The organism is Serratia sp. X10, assembly GCF_017811775.1.
Classification (GTDB): domain Bacteria; phylum Pseudomonadota; class Gammaproteobacteria; order Enterobacterales; family Enterobacteriaceae; genus Serratia; species Serratia ureilytica.
Window position 1 is genome coordinate 418,240 of sequence record NZ_JAEIOH010000004.1, and the last position, 16,307, is coordinate 434,546.

15 protein-coding genes are annotated in these 16,307 nt (G+C 61.4%); 6 read left to right on the plus strand and 9 right to left on the minus strand.

Going from position 1 to position 16,307, the window contains the following annotated elements:
* Nucleotides 1-16 precede the first annotated feature (16 nt).
* Nucleotides 17-631, minus strand: a complete 615-nt coding sequence (locus tag J9788_RS16270; protein WP_015376619.1) for a LysE family translocator — start codon at nt 629-631, stop codon at nt 17-19.
* 128 nt (nt 632-759) lie between these two features.
* Here J9788_RS16270 and J9788_RS16275 point away from each other — a divergent pair, with 128 nt between their 5' ends.
* The 5 genes from J9788_RS16275 to J9788_RS16290 all read left to right on the plus strand — a co-directional run bounded on the left by J9788_RS16275 (nt 760) and on the right by J9788_RS16290 (nt 4,717).
* On the plus strand, nt 760-1,560 hold the full coding sequence (locus J9788_RS16275) for a threonine/serine exporter ThrE family protein (protein WP_182265275.1): 801 nt from the start codon (nt 760-762) through the stop codon (nt 1,558-1,560).
* Nucleotides 1,557-2,021 (plus strand): threonine/serine exporter, encoded by a 465-nt coding sequence (locus tag J9788_RS16280; RefSeq protein WP_033651687.1) that lies wholly within the window; start codon nt 1,557-1,559, stop codon nt 2,019-2,021. Before J9788_RS16275 ends, J9788_RS16280 begins: the two co-directional genes overlap by 4 nt.
* Before the next feature lie 143 nt (nt 2,022-2,164).
* A complete protein-coding gene (gene folA, locus J9788_RS16285; protein WP_033637073.1) occupies nt 2,165-2,647 on the plus strand; it encodes a type 3 dihydrofolate reductase in 483 nt (160 codons plus the stop codon).
* 223 nt (nt 2,648-2,870) lie between these two features.
* Nucleotides 2,871-2,969 carry an MYXO-CTERM sorting domain-containing protein gene (locus tag J9788_RS25270; protein WP_225735559.1) on the plus strand — a complete coding sequence of 33 codons (99 nt, stop codon included), beginning with the start codon at nt 2,871-2,873 and terminating at the stop codon, nt 2,967-2,969.
* 65 nt (nt 2,970-3,034) lie between these two features.
* Nucleotides 3,035-4,717 (plus strand): PhoX family phosphatase, encoded by a 1,683-nt coding sequence (locus J9788_RS16290; protein WP_351131594.1) that lies wholly within the window; start codon nt 3,035-3,037, stop codon nt 4,715-4,717.
* A gap of 46 nt (nt 4,718-4,763) precedes the next feature.
* Here J9788_RS16290 and apaH read toward each other — a convergent pair whose 3' ends face one another.
* The 6 genes from apaH to lptD all read right to left on the minus strand — a co-directional run bounded on the left by apaH (nt 4,764) and on the right by lptD (nt 11,525).
* On the minus strand, nt 4,764-5,615 hold the full coding sequence (gene apaH, locus J9788_RS16295) for a bis(5'-nucleosyl)-tetraphosphatase (symmetrical) ApaH (RefSeq protein ID WP_033641832.1): 852 nt from the start codon (nt 5,613-5,615) through the stop codon (nt 4,764-4,766).
* Between the two features lie 2 nt (nt 5,616-5,617).
* Complete coding sequence (apaG, locus tag J9788_RS16300) at nt 5,618-5,995, minus strand: Co2+/Mg2+ efflux protein ApaG (protein ID WP_015376624.1); 378 nt, start codon at nt 5,993-5,995, stop codon at nt 5,618-5,620.
* Nucleotides 5,996-6,007: 12 nt separating this feature from the next.
* Nucleotides 6,008-6,826, minus strand: a complete 819-nt coding sequence (gene rsmA / locus J9788_RS16305) for a 16S rRNA (adenine(1518)-N(6)/adenine(1519)-N(6))-dimethyltransferase RsmA (RefSeq protein ID WP_033641833.1) — start codon at nt 6,824-6,826, stop codon at nt 6,008-6,010.
* On the minus strand, nt 6,819-7,811 hold the full coding sequence (gene pdxA, locus J9788_RS16310) for a 4-hydroxythreonine-4-phosphate dehydrogenase PdxA (RefSeq protein ID WP_046898195.1): 993 nt from the start codon (nt 7,809-7,811) through the stop codon (nt 6,819-6,821). Before pdxA ends, rsmA begins: the two co-directional genes overlap by 8 nt.
* Nucleotides 7,798-9,099 (minus strand): peptidylprolyl isomerase SurA, encoded by a 1,302-nt coding sequence (surA, locus tag J9788_RS16315; RefSeq protein ID WP_033641834.1) that lies wholly within the window; start codon nt 9,097-9,099, stop codon nt 7,798-7,800. The genes pdxA and surA overlap by 14 nt, the downstream gene beginning before the upstream one ends.
* A 65-nt stretch (nt 9,100-9,164) precedes the next feature.
* The gene (gene lptD, locus J9788_RS16320) at nt 9,165-11,525 is read right to left on the minus strand and encodes an LPS assembly protein LptD (RefSeq protein WP_182265276.1); all 2,361 of its coding nucleotides are present in this window, start codon (nt 11,523-11,525) and stop codon (nt 9,165-9,167) included.
* 228 nt (nt 11,526-11,753) lie between these two features.
* Here lptD and djlA point away from each other — a divergent pair, with 228 nt between their 5' ends.
* On the plus strand, nt 11,754-12,575 hold the full coding sequence (djlA, locus tag J9788_RS16325) for a co-chaperone DjlA (protein ID WP_025301546.1): 822 nt from the start codon (nt 11,754-11,756) through the stop codon (nt 12,573-12,575).
* A gap of 45 nt (nt 12,576-12,620) precedes the next feature.
* On the opposite strand, the gene rluA is transcribed toward djlA, so the two are convergent.
* Nucleotides 12,621-13,271, minus strand: coding sequence for a bifunctional tRNA pseudouridine(32) synthase/23S rRNA pseudouridine(746) synthase RluA (rluA, locus tag J9788_RS16330; RefSeq protein WP_046898110.1), 651 nt, complete (start codon nt 13,269-13,271; stop codon nt 12,621-12,623).
* Between the two features lie 57 nt (nt 13,272-13,328).
* Nucleotides 13,329-16,235 (minus strand): RNA polymerase-associated protein RapA, encoded by a 2,907-nt coding sequence (rapA, locus tag J9788_RS16335; RefSeq protein WP_046898111.1) that lies wholly within the window; start codon nt 16,233-16,235, stop codon nt 13,329-13,331.
* Nucleotides 16,236-16,307 lie beyond the last annotated feature (72 nt).

Genomic DNA, 16,307 nt, shown 5'->3' on the forward strand with positions numbered 1-16,307 from the left:
GGCGCCCCTTTTTTGCTTAGCTCAGTGCGACCTTGATGCCTAAGGCGATCAACATGCCGCCCAGCAATTTGTCGACGATCTTCTGCGTCTTTTCCAGCCCGCGGCGCACCGGCCCGCTCTGGATCAAAAACACCAGCAGCGGCCACCAGATCACCGACAGGCCGAGAATAATCCCCGCGTACCACAGCTTGTCACCCAGACCGGAATCGATCTGCAACACCTGGGTGAAGACCGCCAGGAAGAACAGGGTGGCTTTCGGGTTCAGCAGGTTGCACAGGTAGCCTTGCGCAAAGGCGCTCTTCAGGCTGACCTGCTGCTGCGGCAGATTGCTGACGTTCATTTTGCCGCCGCCGCGCGACAGCAGCGCCTGGATGCCGATCCACACCAGATAGACCGCCCCGGCGTATTTCAGCAGGTTGAACAGCCACGGCGTGGTGGTGATCACCACCGCCAGCCCGGCGACGCAGTAAGACATGTGGGTGGCGACGCCGCAAATCACGCCGAAAGCGGTCATCATGGCGGCCAGACGCGGGTAGCGGGCGGCGTTTTTGATCACCAGGAAAAAATCCGGGCCGGGGGAAAGCATGCCGAGGGCGGCAATGCCGGCGACGAACAGTGAAGTTTCAAGCATGGGAGGCGTCTCGCGCAAAAGGCAGCATGTTGGCGATAATAACGCCGCTTCCTCTGATGCGCATCAACCCAATGAGGTATTGTTAGGCTCTATGATAATAATTCATCTATCGCCAGCGACGGAGCACCATGCAGCAGACTACCGCCACAGACAGGCCGGAACCGCACCGGCAACAGCGTGAAATCACCCGCTTGTGCATTCAATGCGCGCTGCTGCTGTTGCAGCACGGCGCCGAGAGCACGGTGGTGGAGCAGTTGTCCACCCGCCTGGGGTTGGCGCTGGGGATGGACAGCGTGGAAAGTTCAATCTCCGCCAATGCGGTAGTGTTGACCACCCTCAGCCACGGCGCCTGCCTGACCACCACCCGCAAGAATGTCGATCGCGGCATCAATATGCAGGTGGTGACGGAAGTGCAGCATATCGTGATCCTCGCCGAGCACCGCCTGGCGGATGCGCACGACGTGGCGCGGCGCTTCGAAAAGATCCGGCCGCTGCGCTATCCGCGCTGGCTGGTGGTGCTGATGGTGGGATTGTCCTGCGGGTGTTTCAGCATGCTCAACGGCGGCGGCGGCGACGCCTTCCTGGTGACCTTTATCGCCAGCGGCGCGGCGATGCTGGTGCGCCAGATCCTCACCGCCCGCCATATGAATCCGCTGATCAATTTTTGCCTGACGGCGTTTGTCGCTACGTCGATATCCGGGCTGCTGCTGCGCCTGCCGGTGTTTAAAGAGACCTCGAGCGTGGCGATGGCCGCCAGCGTGCTGCTGCTGGTGCCGGGCTTCCCGCTGATCAACGCGGTGGCCGACATGTTCAAGGGGCACGTCAACACCGGGCTGGCGCGCTGGGCGATGGCCAGCCTGTTGACGTTGGCGACCTGTATCGGCGTGGTGATGGCGATGTCGCTGTGGGATCTGCGGGGGTGGTCATGAGTCTGCTGTGGGCATTGTTACAGGAGATGCTGTTGGCGGCGGTGCCGGCGCTGGGCTTCGCCATGGTGTTCAACGTGCCGCTGCGCGCGCTGCGCTATTGCGCGTTGCTCGGGGCAATCGGGCGCGGCTCGCGCATGCTGATGATGCACGTGGGCATGAACATCGAGTGGGCGTCGCTGCTGGCGGCGATCCTGATCGGCATCATCGGTATCTATTGGTCGCGCTGGCTGTTGGCGCACCCGAAGGTGTTCACCGTGGCGGCGGTGATCCCGATGTTCCCCGGCATTTCCGCTTATACCGCGATGATCACGGTGGTGGAGATCTCGCATCTGGGCTACAGCGAGGCTTTGATGGAGACCATGATCACCAACTTCCTCAAGGCCAGTTTCATCGTCGGCGCGTTGTCGATCGGCCTGTCGTTACCGGGCCTGTGGTTGTACCGCAAACGCCCCGGCGTGTGAAATTCCCCGGCAAAAGAACGTTGGTTATTAGATATGCTGATAAGAGCTATCTTATATATTCATCTTGCTTGATTAGCCTATCGACGGCACTCAGGCCTTTACGTATAGTGTCACCAATTTTGCTGCCTACACAGGGTTAAACAATGATTATCAGCCTGATCGCTGCCTTGGCGGCGGATCGCGTTATTGGCATGGAAAACGCCATGCCGTGGCACCTGCCGGCGGACCTTGCGTGGTTTAAACGCAACACGTTGAATAAGCCGGTTATTATGGGCCGCAAGACCTTCGAGTCCATCGGCCGCCCGCTGCCGGGCCGCCACAATATCGTTTTGAGCAGCCGCCCGGGCAATGCCGCCGGGGTGACCTGGGTGACCTCGCTGGATGAGGCGCTGGCTGCCGCGGGTGAGGTGGAAGAAGTGATGGTGATCGGCGGTGGGCGCATCTATACCCAGTTGCTGCCGCGCGCCGATCGCCTGTACCTGACGCACATCGACGCCGAAGTCGGCGGCGATACCCACTTCCCGGATTACGAGCCGGACGAGTGGGAAACCACGTTCAGCGAATTCCACGACGCCGACGATCTGAACTCGCACAGCTACTGCTTCGAAATCCTGCAGCGCCGCTGATCTCAGCGCGTTAGCCAGTCATCCCCGGGGGCGCAAGCAATTGCGCCCCCGGTCTTTTTGCGCCGGTCATTCGTAACCTTTCCGTCACATTACCTGATTAGTATGAAGCCCAACTCCGAGCGCCACGGCAACTCTGGTGAATTTTGACCGCGGCGCCATAACTAAAAAGGTAACCACGTTATGACCAAGCAAATTGAGCAATTAGACGCCGACCGCCTGATCGATCCCACTCGCCGCAAGCTGCTGCTCGGCAGCGCCGGCGCCGTCGGCCTGGCCGGTTTTCTCGGCGGCGGCATCTGGTCGGTCTCCGCCGAGGCGTTAGCCGAGGATCTGCCGCCGAACACGCTGCTGGGCTTCCGGGGCATCGCCGCCTCTACCGCCGATGAAGTGACGATAGCGCCAGGCTACCGCGCCGAGGTGCTGATCTCCTGGGGCGAGCCGCTGGTGGACGGCGCGCCGGCCTTCGATCCGCAGGGCAACAACAGCGCCGCCGATCAGGAAAAACAGTTTGGCGACAACAACGATGGCATGAGCTTCTTCCCTATCGATGACAATCACGGCGTGATGGCCATCAATAACGAATACGTTAACGAGCAGTACCTGTTCGCCCACGGCGGCGCCAAGGCCACCAGCCTGGAAGAGGTGCGCAAATCGCAGGCGGCGCACGGCGTCTCCATTGTCGCGGTCAAGCGGGTCGGCGACGGCCAGCGCTGGGAGGTGGAGCGCCCGTCGCGCTATAACCGCCGCATCACCGCCAACAGCGAGATGCAATTCAGCGGCCCGGCCGCCGGACATCCGCTGTTGCAGACCGCCGCCGATCCGAGCGGCCGCAAGGTGCTGGGCACCTTCGGCAACTGCGCCAACGGCAAGACGCCGTGGGGCACCTACCTGACCTGCGAGGAAAACTTCGACACCTATTTCGGCACCCGTCAGGCCGATTATCGAACCACGCCGGAACAGAAGCGCTACACGCTGAAGGTCAGCGAACCGGAACGCAACTGGCCGGACTATGACGAGCGTTTTGATGTGGCGAAGAATCCCAACGAATTCAACCGCCACGGCTGGATTGTCGAGATCGATCCGTTGAATCCGACCTCGACGCCCATCAAGCACACTGCGCTCGGCCGTTTCAAACATGAAAACGCGGCGGTGACCGTGGCCAAAGACGGCCGCCTGGTGGTGTATATGGGCGACGACGAGCGTGGCGAACATATCTATAAGTACGTCTCCAAAGGCGTGGTCGACGCCGCCAATCCGGCCAACAATCGCACGCTGCTGGACGAGGGGACGCTATACGTGGCGCAGTTCGACGGCGATGAAGCCGGCACGCCGCTGAAGGGCAAAGGGCGCTGGATTGCGCTTGAGTTCGGCAAGAACGGCCTGACGCCGGAGAACGGTTTCCGCGATGAGGCCGAAGTGCTGATCTTCGCCCGCAAGGCGGCGCAGCAGGTCGGCGCCACCAAAATGGATCGCCCGGAGTGGATCGCGGTGAACCCGCATGACGGGCGCGCGTACTGCACGCTGACCAACAACAGCAAGCGCGGCGAGGAAGGGATGCCGTTGAACGCCGCCAACCCGCGACCGAACAATATCTACGGCCAAATCATTCGCTGGGACGAGGGCGGCGACGCCACCGCCGACGTCTTCGCCTGGGACATCTATGCGCTGTGCGGCAACCCGATTGCCCACCCCGAAGGCGTCAACCGCGGCACGCCGAACATCACGGCGGAAAACACCTTCAACAGCCCGGACGGGCTGGGTTTCGATCGCGCCGGCCGTCTGTGGATCCTCACCGATGGCAAATACAGCAACAAGGGCGACTACGTCGGGCAGGGCAACAACCAGATGCTGGTGGGCGATCCGGTCAGCGGTGAGATCCGCCGTTTCATGGTGGGGCCGAAGTCCTGCGAACTGACCGGCATCACCTTCACCCCGGACTACAAGACGATGTTCGTCAACGTACAGCATCCCGGAGAAGAAGGCGATTCGCACTTCCCGAACAACAGCCCGCGCCCGCGTTCTTCGGTGTTGATGATCACGCGTGAAGATGGCGGAGTGATTGGGGCGTAAGGCGGCAATACAGAACAAAGGCGGCCACCGGGCCGCCTTTATCGTTTCAGGATGCGGCTAATCTGCCGGCGTGGTCAGGCGCTTCGCCGCGATTGGCGGGTTGCGTGAAGTAACGGCGGTCTTCCCAGCGCAGCATCGTCAGATCGCCGCCCCAGCAGCAGCCGGTATCCAGCCCGATCACGCCCTCCGGCGTGCCCTTGCCTTCCAGCGAGGCCCAGTGGCCGAAGATGATGGTGTATTCCGGGTCCACCAGGCGCGGCAGCTCGAACCACGGTTTCAGCGGCGCCGGCGCGCTGCCCGGCGCATCTTTGCAGATCATGTCGAGCTGGCCGTTGGGGAAGCAGTAGCGCATGCGCGTCAGCGCATTAGTGCTGAAACGCAGGCGCGCCAGGCCGCTCAGCTCCGGCGCCCAGTTGTTCGGCATGTCGCCGTACATGGCGTCGAGGAACAGCGGATAGCTGTCGCTGCTCAATACCGCCTCCACTTCGCGCGCGCACATTTTCGCGGTGTCGATGTCCCACTGCGGGGTGATGCCGGCGTGGGCCATCACCAGCTTTTGCTCATCATCCACCTGCAGCACCGGTTGGCGGCGCAGCCAGTTGATCAGCTCGTCGGCGTCCGGCGCTTCCAGCAGCGGCGTGATGCGATCTTTGGGTTTGTTGCGGCTGATGCCGGCGTAAACCGCCAGCAGGTGCAGATCGTGGTTGCCCAGCACCATGCGCACCGCCGGGCCGAGCGAGCGCACATAGCGCAGCACGTCCAGCGAGGCGGGGCCGCGCGCCACCAGATCGCCGGTCAGCCACAGTTGATCGCGCTCGGGATCGAACGCAACCTGAGCCAGCAGCGACTTCAGTTCATCGAAACAGCCGTGAACGTCGCCGATAAGGTATGTCGACATAATTAATGGATCAGCGTTGGAATGGCTAAGCGGAACACGGGAATAGCGGTGCGGAACGGCTGACCCTGATGGTCAACCATTTCGTAATGGCCTTCCATGGTGCCCAGCGGCGTTTCCAGAATGGCGCCGCTGGTGTACTGAAACTCTCCACCGGGCGGAATGACGGGCTGTTCGCCGATCACGCCTTCGCCCTGGACTTCGGTTTGGCGGCCGTTGCTGTTGGTGATCAGCCAGTAACGGCCCAGCAGTTGCACGTTGGTCCGCCCCAGATTGCGGATGGTAATGGTATAGGCGAAGACGTAACGCTCTTCTTCAGGGATCGACTGTGATTCCACATAGATGCTCTGAACCTGAATACACACGCGGGGCGAATCAATCATGACAACAACTCCTTATTGCTGCGGCGCCGGATTGGCTGACAGCCAGTTCGCCAGCTTGCAGTACTGCGCCACAGAAATATTCTCTGCTCTGAGCGAAGGATCGACGCCCAGCTCCGTCAGCTGCTCCGGCGTGAACAGATCGCCCAGGCTATTGCGGATGGTTTTCCGCCGCTGGTTGAACGCCTGCGTGGTGATGCGGCTCAGCATGCGCACGTCGCCCACCGGGTTCGGCAGCTCGGTGTGCGGAACCAGGCGCACCACGGCGGAATCGACCTTCGGCGGCGGCGCGAACGCGGTCGGCGGCACTTCCAGCACCGGGATGACGTTGCAGTAGTACTGCGCCATCACGGTCAAACGCCCGTAGGCCTTGCTGTTCGGGCCAGCCACCAGACGGTTGACCACCTCTTTCTGCAACATAAAGTGCATGTCGCGGATTGCCTGAGTATAGCTGAAAAGGTGGAACATCAGCGGCGTCGAAATATTGTACGGCAGGTTACCAAATACGCGCAGCGGTTGGCCAGCCTCCTCGGCCAGTTCGGCGAAATTCACCGTCATGGCGTCCTGCTGGCGGATGGTCAGCTTGTCTTTCAGCTGCGGGTGATTCTCCAGCCGAGTGGCCAGATCGCGGTCCAGTTCGATCACCGTCATGCGGTCCATGCGCGCGCCGACCGGTTCGGTCAAGGCGCCGAGGCCGGGGCCGATCTCGACCACCGCTTCGCCCGGCTGCGGGTGAATGGCGGAGACAATGCTATCGATGACAAACTGATCGGTTAAAAAGTTTTGTCCAAAGCGTTTGCGGGCAAAGTGCCCTTGGTGGACTCTGTTATTCATTACAATTAATTATCATTTTAATGGCGAGATTCAGGGCCGTTTGGAAACTGCCGACATCGGCGGTGCCGGTGCCGGCCAGTTCCAGAGCGGTACCGTGGTCGACCGAGGTGCGTATGAAAGGCAAACCGAGGGTGATATTCACCGCGCGGCCGAACCCTTGGTATTTTAGCACCGGCAGCCCCTGATCGTGATACATCGCCAGCACCGCATCGGCATCTTGCAGATATTTGGGCTGGAACAGGGTGTCCGCCGGCAGCGGGCCGACAAGATGGATACCGTCAGCGCGCAGCGCGTCGAGCGCCGGGATGATGGTGTCTATCTCTTCGCGCCCCATATGGCCGCCTTCCCCGGCGTGGGGATTCAGACCGCAGACGTAAATGTGCGGCTGGGCGATGCCAAATTTGGTTTTCAGATCGTGGTCGAGGATGCGAATGACTTCGAACAGGCTCTGCTGCGTGATGGCGCCCGGCACCGCCAGCAGCGGCAGGTGGGTGGTCGCCAGCGCCACGCGCAGCTCTTCGGTCGCGAGCATCATCACCACGCGATCGCAGCGGCTGCGATCGGCAAAGAATTCGGTATGGCCGATAAACGGCACGCCGGCGTCGTTGATCACGCCCTTGTTCACCGGGCCGGTGATCAAGGCGGCAAACTCGCCGTTCAGGCAGCCGTCGCAGGCGCGCGCCAGGGTTTCCACCACGTAAGCGCTGTTGCTGACGTTCAGTTCACCGGCGGTGACCGGCTGAGCGAGCGACACCGGCAGCACGGTCAGCGTGCCGGCGCGTTGCGCCTCGGCCGGCTGCTGCGGCTGGTAGTCGCGCAGCGTCAGCGGCAGGCCCAAACGCTTGGCGCGCTCAAGCAACAGGGCCGGATCGGCGCACACCACCAGCTCAACAGGCCAATCCTGTTGCGCCAGGGCGGCTACCAAATCCGGCCCCACCCCGGCGGGTTCGCCGGGGGTAATGACGACGCGTTTATTGCTGCGCATCGCTGCCATCGAGGATCTTCACGTAAGCCTGGGCGCGCTGTTCCTGCATCCAGGTCTGCGCCTCTTCGGCGAACTTACGGTTGAACAGCATGCGGTAAGCGCGATCTTTCTGCGCGGCGTCGGTCTTATCCACCTGACGGGTATCCAGCAGCTGAATCAGGTGCCAACCGAAGGAAGAGTGCACCGGCGCGCTGATCTCACCTTTGCTCAGCTTCAGCAACGCATCGCGGAAGGCGGGATCGTAGATGTCCGGGGAAGCCCAGCCCAGATCGCCGCCCTGCATGGCGGAACCCGGATCCTGCGACAGCTGTTTGGCTTCGTCGGCGAATTTGGCGCGGCCGCTCTTGATCGCTTCCGCGACGGATTGCAGCTTGGCGCGCGCCTGGTCGTCGGTCAGCACCACCGAAGGTTTCAGCAGGATGTGACGGGCGTGCACTTCGGTGACCGACACCGACTGGCTGGCGCCGCGGATGTCGTTGACTTTCAGGATGTGGAAGCCGACGCCGGAACGGATTGGGCCGACGACGTCGCCTTTCTTGGCGCTCACCAGGCGTTCAGCGAACAGGGTCGGGATCTCTTGCAGCTTGCCCCAGCCCATGTTGCCGCCTTTCAGCGCCTGAGAGTCGGCGGAGTAAGTGATCGCCAGCTTGCCGAAGTCGGCGCCGCTGTTGATCTCGCCCACCAGGCGTTTGGCCAGCTCTTCGGCTTTGTCGACCTGCTGCTGCGACGGGTTCTCCGGCAGCGGGATCAGGATGTGGCTGATGTTCATTTCGGTGTCGCTGCCGTTCTGCGCGCCCACCTGTTTGGCCAGCGCGTCCACTTCCTGCGGCAGGATGGTGACGCGGCGGCGCACTTCGTTGTTGCGCACTTCGGAGATCAGCATCTCTTTGCGGATCTGCGCACGGTAGGTGTTGTAGTTCAGCCCTTCGTACGACAGGCGGCTGCGCAGCTGATCGACGCTCATGCGGTTCTGCGCGGCGATGTTGGCGATCGCTTTGTCCAGATCGGCGTCGGAGACGGTGATGCCCATTTTCTTGGCCATCTGCAGCTGGATGTTATCCATGATCAGACGTTCGATGATCTGATGGCGCAGCGTCTTGTCGTCCGGCAGTTGCTGACCGGCCTGCTGGGCGTTGAGCTTCACCGACTGCAACAGTCCGTTGACGTCGCTTTCGAGTACCACGCCGTTATCCACGACGGCGGCGACTTTATCCACTTCTTGGGGTGCTGCGAACGCGGCATTGGCGCAAACCACCAATCCGAGAATAAGCGTTCTCCAGTTCTTCATACATTTCCCATTATGTAATCCGCAAATGCGGGTGAAAGTTCTCGTTTTCAAAGTGTTGCAAAGCGTCAGAATGCGCGCTGATACGGCAGAATGCCGGAGCGCAGCATTTCTGCGGAGCCGAGACTATGATCGCTGCTCAGGCCGCGCAGTTCGACGTTGAACGAAACTCTGTTGTCGTAAACGCTGGTATTGTTGCTGTTGTTCCAGTCGGTGATCTTGCGCTCGTAGCCCAGCGTCACCGCCCAGCAGCAGGTGTTGTACTTCAGCCCCACCAGCTGATCGGCGGATTGTTTGGCGCGGGTGTCGTAGTAGTACGCCCCGACCACCGCCCAACGATCGGCGATCGGCCAGCTGCCGGTGATGCCCACCTGCGAGATGCCGTCCTGGAAGGCCGGAACCGTTTTGGTGTTCAACGCCGTCTGGATATATTCCGGCGTAGCGTAACGGTAGTTCAGCTGCACCACGCGCTCGGCGTCCTGGCGGTATTCCACCACGCCGTTGCCCAGCGAGACGCTGTTCAAACGGGTGTCGTACTGCAGGCCGCCGCGCAGGCCCCAACGATCGTCGATTTTCCAATAGGTATCGCCGGCCCAGGCCACGCTGCCGGTATCGTCGTTGTTGTCGTATCCCGTCACCTGATCGCCGGTGCGTGAACGGCTGAAGTAGTAGATTTGACCCACGGAAGCGTTAAAACGTTCCACCAGCGCGTCATCATAAATGCGCGTGGTCACACCGGTAGAGACGCGGTTCTGCGAAGCGATGCGATCCAGGCCGCTGTAGGTGCGGTCGCGGAACAGACCGGAATAGTCGGTCTGCAGCAGCGTAGTGTCGTAGGTGTAGATGTTGCTCTGGTCGCGGTACGGCACGTACAGGTACTGCACGCGCGGCTCCAGCGTCTGGGTGGCGCCTTCGGCCCAGATCATCGGCCGCTCGAACACCAGCTTGCCGTCGACCTTGAACTGCGGCAGTACGCGGTTGACCGAATCATCGAGCTCCGGCGCGGCAGCGTTTTTGCGGCTCTGGTAGTTGGCGGCGAAACCGTCAGGAATATCCTGCTGGTAATGGGTCGCCATCAGCTTGGCTTCGGTGTTCAGGCTGGCCCAGCCGTTGGTCAGCGGCAGGTTGAGCGTTGGCTCCATATGCAGACGGGTGGCGTCCGGGCTGTATGGGTTGACGCTGGTGAACTTGGCCGCCTGGCCGTAAATATGGAAATCGAACGGGCCGAGATCGTTCTTGTAGTAGTTCAGATCCAGCTGCGGCTGGACTTTATACGAGTCCGACTGTGAGCGATCGGTATCGTCGTAAATCTGGAACTGCTTGGAGCTCAGCGTGGCGTTCCAGTTCTCGTTGGCGTAGCCGAGGCTGAATTTCTGCGTGGCGTAGCCGTCGGTGGTGGAGCCGTATTTTGAGTCCAGATCGGTGAAGTACTTGGAATCGCTGACCTTGGTGTAATCGACGTTGAAGCGCCACACCTGATCCATGACGCCGTTGTGGTTCCAGTAGAACAGCCAGCGTTTGTTGTCGTCATGATCTTTGCCGTATTCCTTGTCGTCCGGCAACCAGTCGAACTCCATCAGGCCGAGGCCCGGCTGCACCAGATAACGGAACTCGGTCTGCCACTGCAAGCCGCGCTTGGACATATAGTGCGGGGTGATGGTGGCGTCGTAGTTCGGCGCGATGTTCCAGTAGTACGGCAACATGAACTCGAAGCCGTTGTTGCTGCCGTACTTGGCGTTCGGGATCAGGAAGCCGGAACGGCGCTTGTCGCCGACCGGCAGCTGCAGGTACGGGCTGTAGAACACCGGCACGCCGCCGATGCGGAAGCGGGCGTTCCATATTTCCGCCACCTGCTCTTCGCGATCGTGGATCACTTCGGAACCGACCACGCTCCAGCTGTCGTCGCCTGGCAGACAGGAGGTAAAGGTGCCGTTTTCCAGGATGGTGTAACGGTTGGCGCCGCGCATTTTCATCTTGTCGGCGTCGCCGCGCCCCTGACGGCCTACCATCTGGTAGTCGCCTTCATAGACGTCGGTATCTTTGGTATTCAGGTTAGACCAGGCCTTCGGGCCTTTCAGTTTGATCTGATTGTCGCTGTAGTGCACGTCGCCGGTGGCGGTGACGGTACGAACCGGTTCCGTCTGGCCGGGGTTTTGCGTCTGATTCAGCTCAACTTCTTTGGCGGTCAGGGTGCTGTTGCCCTGCTCGATATGCACGTTGCCGCTGAACAGGGCGCTTTTCGGGTAGTCGGCGCGCGAGTCATCGGCATTGATGGTCACCGGCTGGCTGTTCGGATCGCCGCTGACCAAAGGCTTGTCGTAAACAGGAACGCCAAGCATGCATTGCTCGGCCAGATCAGCCAGCGCATGCTGACTGTAGAGTGCCGTCCAAATCATCGTGGCCAGCAGTGTTGGGAAACTTTTTTTCATACGCGGTTTTGGTGTTCCGTCATCAGAGGCGTCGTGTCCGGCAAACGGTCAGAGACTATATTACTCATCTGCGTTGCGCTAGTGCTAAATCCAGCCGTTTACTTGCGTCGTCGTTAGGCGCAAAGATAAATGACAGGTATGATAATCCAAATTCTAGGAAAAATCGCCTGCGCCCTTTCCTGAAACGGAGGAGAGCGGGCGGCTTTCGGCATGATAATTGAGGAGTATATGCAGTATTGGGGAAAACTGCTCGGCGTCATCGTTGCCATCTGGTCTGGCGCGGGATTCTGGGGTGTAGTTCTGGGGCTGATTATCGGTCATATGATCGATACGGCGCGCAGCAACAAGCGCAGCCGGGGGTTTTTCACCGACCAGCAAACGCGGCAAACGCTGTTTTTCCGCACCACTTTTCAGGTGATGGGCCACCTGACCAAATCCAAAGGACGCGTCACCGAGGCGGATATCCAGATCGCCAGCTTGTTCATGGATCGCCTGCAGCTGCACGGCGAAGCGCGCACTGCTGCGCAGCAGGCGTTCCGCGAGGGCAAACAGAGCCAGTTCCCGCTGCGTGAGACGCTGCAGCAGTTCCGCAGCATCTGTTTCGGCCGCTTCGATCTGATTCGGATGTTTCTGGAAATTCAGATTCAGGCGGCGTTCGCCGACGGCTCGCTGCACCCGAACGAACGTCAGGTGCTGTATGTCATCGCCGAAGAGCTGGGCATTTCGCGCGCGCAGTTCGATCAGTTCCTCAGCATGATGGAGGGCGGGCGTCAGTTCGGCGGCGGTCAGCAGGGCGGGTATTCGCAGGGCGGTTATCAGCAGGCTCAGCGCGGCCCGACGCTCGACGATGCGTGCAAGGTGCTCGGCGTGCGCAGCAGCGACGATGCCGCCACCATCAAACGCGCCTACCGCAAGCTGATGAGCGAACACCATCCGGATAAGCTGGTGGCGAAAGGCTTGCCGCCGGAGATGATGGAAATGGCCAAGCAGAAAGCGCAGGAGATCCAGGCGGCGTACGACCTGATCAAACGCGAGAAAGGTTTTAAATAAGCGATGAAAGCGGGCCCGGCATGCCGGGCCCGTTTAACATGGGGTTCAGAAATCCGGCTCGGCGCGAAAGTGCATCTGCGTCTGGAAGGCGGGGTGGGTGATGCGCAACTCTTGCGCATGCAGCTGCAATCGCGGCGCCATCGCCTTGGCCTCCGGCGGGGCGTAGAAACCGTCGCCGAGGATCGGGTGTCCCAGCGCCAGCATGTGCACCCGCAGCTGATGTGAGCGGCCGGTGATCGGCGTCAGCTTCACGCGCGTGCTGCCATCGGCGTCGCGCGACAGCACCAGATATTCCGTTTGCGCCGCTTTGCCGGTGTCAAAACACACCTTTTGCAGCGGCCGGTTCGGCCAGTCGCAGATTAGCGGCAAATCCACCAACCCTTCGTCATGTTCCATATGCCCCCAAACGCGGGCGATATAGGATTTCTTCGGTTCGCGTTCGCGGAACTGACGCTTCAGCTCACGCTCGGCGGCCTTGTTGAGCGCCACCACGATCACCCCGCTGGTGGCCATATCCAGCCGGTGCACCGATTCGGCGGCCGGATGATCGGCCTGAATGCGGGTCATCAGGCTGTCTTTGTTTTCCGGCGCGCGGCCGGGCACCGACAGCAAGCCGCTGGGCTTGTTGACCACCATGATGTGTTCATCCTGATACAGGATGTGCAGCGGGTCCTGCGGGGGATTGTAGGGTTCCATCTTGGCTCCGCGAAAAGGGCCGAACGGGGAGACGGCTGCCTCCCCGCGTCGCGCCGGTTACTGGTGGGTGACCACCACCAGACGAATGGCGTCGAGACGCCAGCCGGCTTCATTGAGGTTGGCCAGCACCTGACGGCGGTTGAACTCCAGCGTCTCGACTTCGTCGTCGCGGATGTTTGGGTTGACCGCCTTCAGCGCTTCCAGACGCGCCAGCTCGGCGCTCAGCTTGTCGTCCGCCTCTTGCTTCGCCTGTTCGATAAGCGTGCGCGCCTGCGCTTCCACCAGGCTTTCCGCCTGCTGCAGCATGGCGTGCACGTCTTGCTGCACGGCGTTGACCAGCTTACTGGAGGTGTGACGGTTGACCGCGTTCAACTGGCGGTTGAAGCTTTCGAACTCGACCTGCGCCGCCAGGTTGGTGCCCTTGCGGTCCATCAGCATGCGGATCGGCGTCGGCGGCAGGAAGCGGGTCAGCTGCAGGTGCTTCGGCGCCTGGGCTTCCACCACGTACACCAGCTCAACCAGCAAGGTGCCGACCGGCAACGCTTTGTTTTTCAACAGGGACACCGCACAGCTGCCGGTATCGCCGGACAGGATAAGATCCAGGCCGTTGCGGATGATCGGGTGTTCCCAGCTGACGAACTGCGCGTCTTCGCGCGACAGCGCCTGATCGCGATCGAAGGTGACGGTGCAGCCGTCCTGTGGCAGGCCCGGGAAGTCCGGCACCAGCATATGGTCGGACGGCGTGAGCACGATCAGGTTGTCGCTGCGATCTTCCTGATTGATGCCGACGATGTCGAACAGGTTGAGCGCGAAGCCCACCAGGTTGACGTCGTTATCTTGCTCGGCGATGGCGGCGGCCAGCGCCTGGGCTTTGTCGCCGCCGTTGGAGTGCATCTCCAGCAGACGGTCGCGGCCTTGTTCCAGCTGCGCTTTCAACTGGTCATGCTGCTGGCGGCAGGCGTGGATGAATTCGTCCAGGCCTTCCTGCTCGGTCGGCGCGGCCAGATAGCCGATCAACTGCTCGTAGCAGCTGTCGTAGATGGTGCGGCCGGTCGGGCAGGTGTGTTCGAAGGCGTCGAGCCCTTCGTGGAACCAGCGGCCCAGCACCGCCTGTGCGGTGTGCTCCAGGTAAGGCACCATGATTTGGATATCGTGCATCTGGCCGATACGGTCCAGACGGCCGATGCGCTGTTCCAGCAGATCCGGGTTGAACGGCAGATCGAACATCACCAGTTGGCTGGCGAACTGGAAGTTGCGGCCTTCGGAACCGATCTCGGAACACAGCAGCACCTGCGCGCCTTCCTCTTCGGAGGCGAAGTAGGCGGCGGCGCGGTCGCGCTCGATGATCGACAGCCCTTCGTGGAACACCGCGGCGCGGATCGCTTCACGCTCGCGCAGCACCTGCTCCAGCTGCAGCGCGGTGTCGGCTTTGGCGCAGATCACCAGCACTTTTTCGTTGCGGTTGGCCAGCAGGTAATCCAGCAGCCACTCGACGCGTGGGTCGAAGTTCCACCAGGTGGCGTTTTCGCCTTCGAATTCCTGATAGATTTGCTCCGGGTACAGCATGTCGCGCGCGCGCGCCTCGACGGACTTTTTGGCGCCCATGATGCCGGAGACTTTGATCGCGGTCTGATACTGGGTTGGCAACGGCAGCTTGATCTGGTGCAGGTTGCGGTGCGGGAAGCCCTTCACGCCGTTGCGGGTGTTGCGGAACAGCACGCGGCTGGTGCCGTGGCGATCCATCAGCATCGAAACTAGCTCCTGGCGCGCCTGCTCGGCGTTGTCGCCTTCGCTGTTGGCCGCTTTGAGCAGCGGTTCGATGTCCTGCTCGTCGATCAGCTCGCCCAGCAGGTTCAGCTTGTCGTCGGCCAGGCGTTCACCGCTGAGCAGCAGGGTGACGGCGTCGGCCACCGGACGGTATTTCTGCTGTTCGGCGACGAACTCGCCGTAGTCGTGGAAACGGTTCGGATCGAGCAGGCGCAGGCGCGCAAAGTGGCTCTGTTGGCCCAGCTGTTCCGGGGTGGCGGTCAGCAGCAGCACGCCGGGGATATGCTCGGCCAGCTGTTCGATCACCTGATATTCGCGGCTCGGCGCTTCTTCACTCCAGGCCAGGTGGTGCGCTTCATCGACCACCAGCAGATCCCACTGGGCGTCCGCCAGCTCTTCCAGGCGCTGCTTGTTGCGGCGCACGAAGTCCAGCGAGCAGATCACCAGCTGTTCGGTCTCGAACGGGTTGCTGCTGTCGAGCTTGGCTTCGGCGTAGCGGCTGTCGTCGAACAGCGAGAAGTAGAGGTTGAAGCGGCGCATCATCTCCACCAGCCACTGGTGCTGCAGCGTTTCCGGCACCACGATCAGCACGCGCTCGGCGCGGCCCGCCAGCAGTTGTTGGTGGATGATCATGCCGGCTTCGATGGTTTTGCCGAGGCCGACTTCGTCCGCCAGCAGAACGCGCGGCGCATGGCGCTGGCCGACTTCATGAGCGATGTGCAGCTGGTGCGGGATCAGGCTGGCGCGCATGCCGCGCAGGCCGGCGAACGGCAGGCGATACTGCTCGCTCTGGTATTTGCGGGCGCGAAAACGCAGCGCGAAACGATCCATGCGGTCGATTTGGCCGGCGAACAGGCGATCCTGCGGCTTGCTGAAGGTCAGTTTGCTGTCCAGCAGCACTTCGCGCATCGCCACGCCGCTTTCCTGGGTGTCCAGGCGGGTGCCGATATAGGTCAACAGACCGTTTTCCTCTTTCACCTCTTCCACCTGCAGCTGCCATCCCTCGTGGCTGCTGACGGTATCGCCCGGGTTGAACATCACGCGGGTGATCGGCGAATCGTTTCTGGCATAGAGGCGGTTTTCACCGGTGGCGGGGAAAAGCAGGGTAATCATGCGCGCATCCAGCGCCACGACGGTGCCCAGTCCTAATTCGCTTTCCGTGTCGCTGATCCAGCGTTGACCAAGAGTAAAAGGCATATATTGTCGGCTCGATTCTTTGTAAGTAAGTCTTGTTACCGGGCGGGAAGGGCCGCGGCACCTGTACTGAAC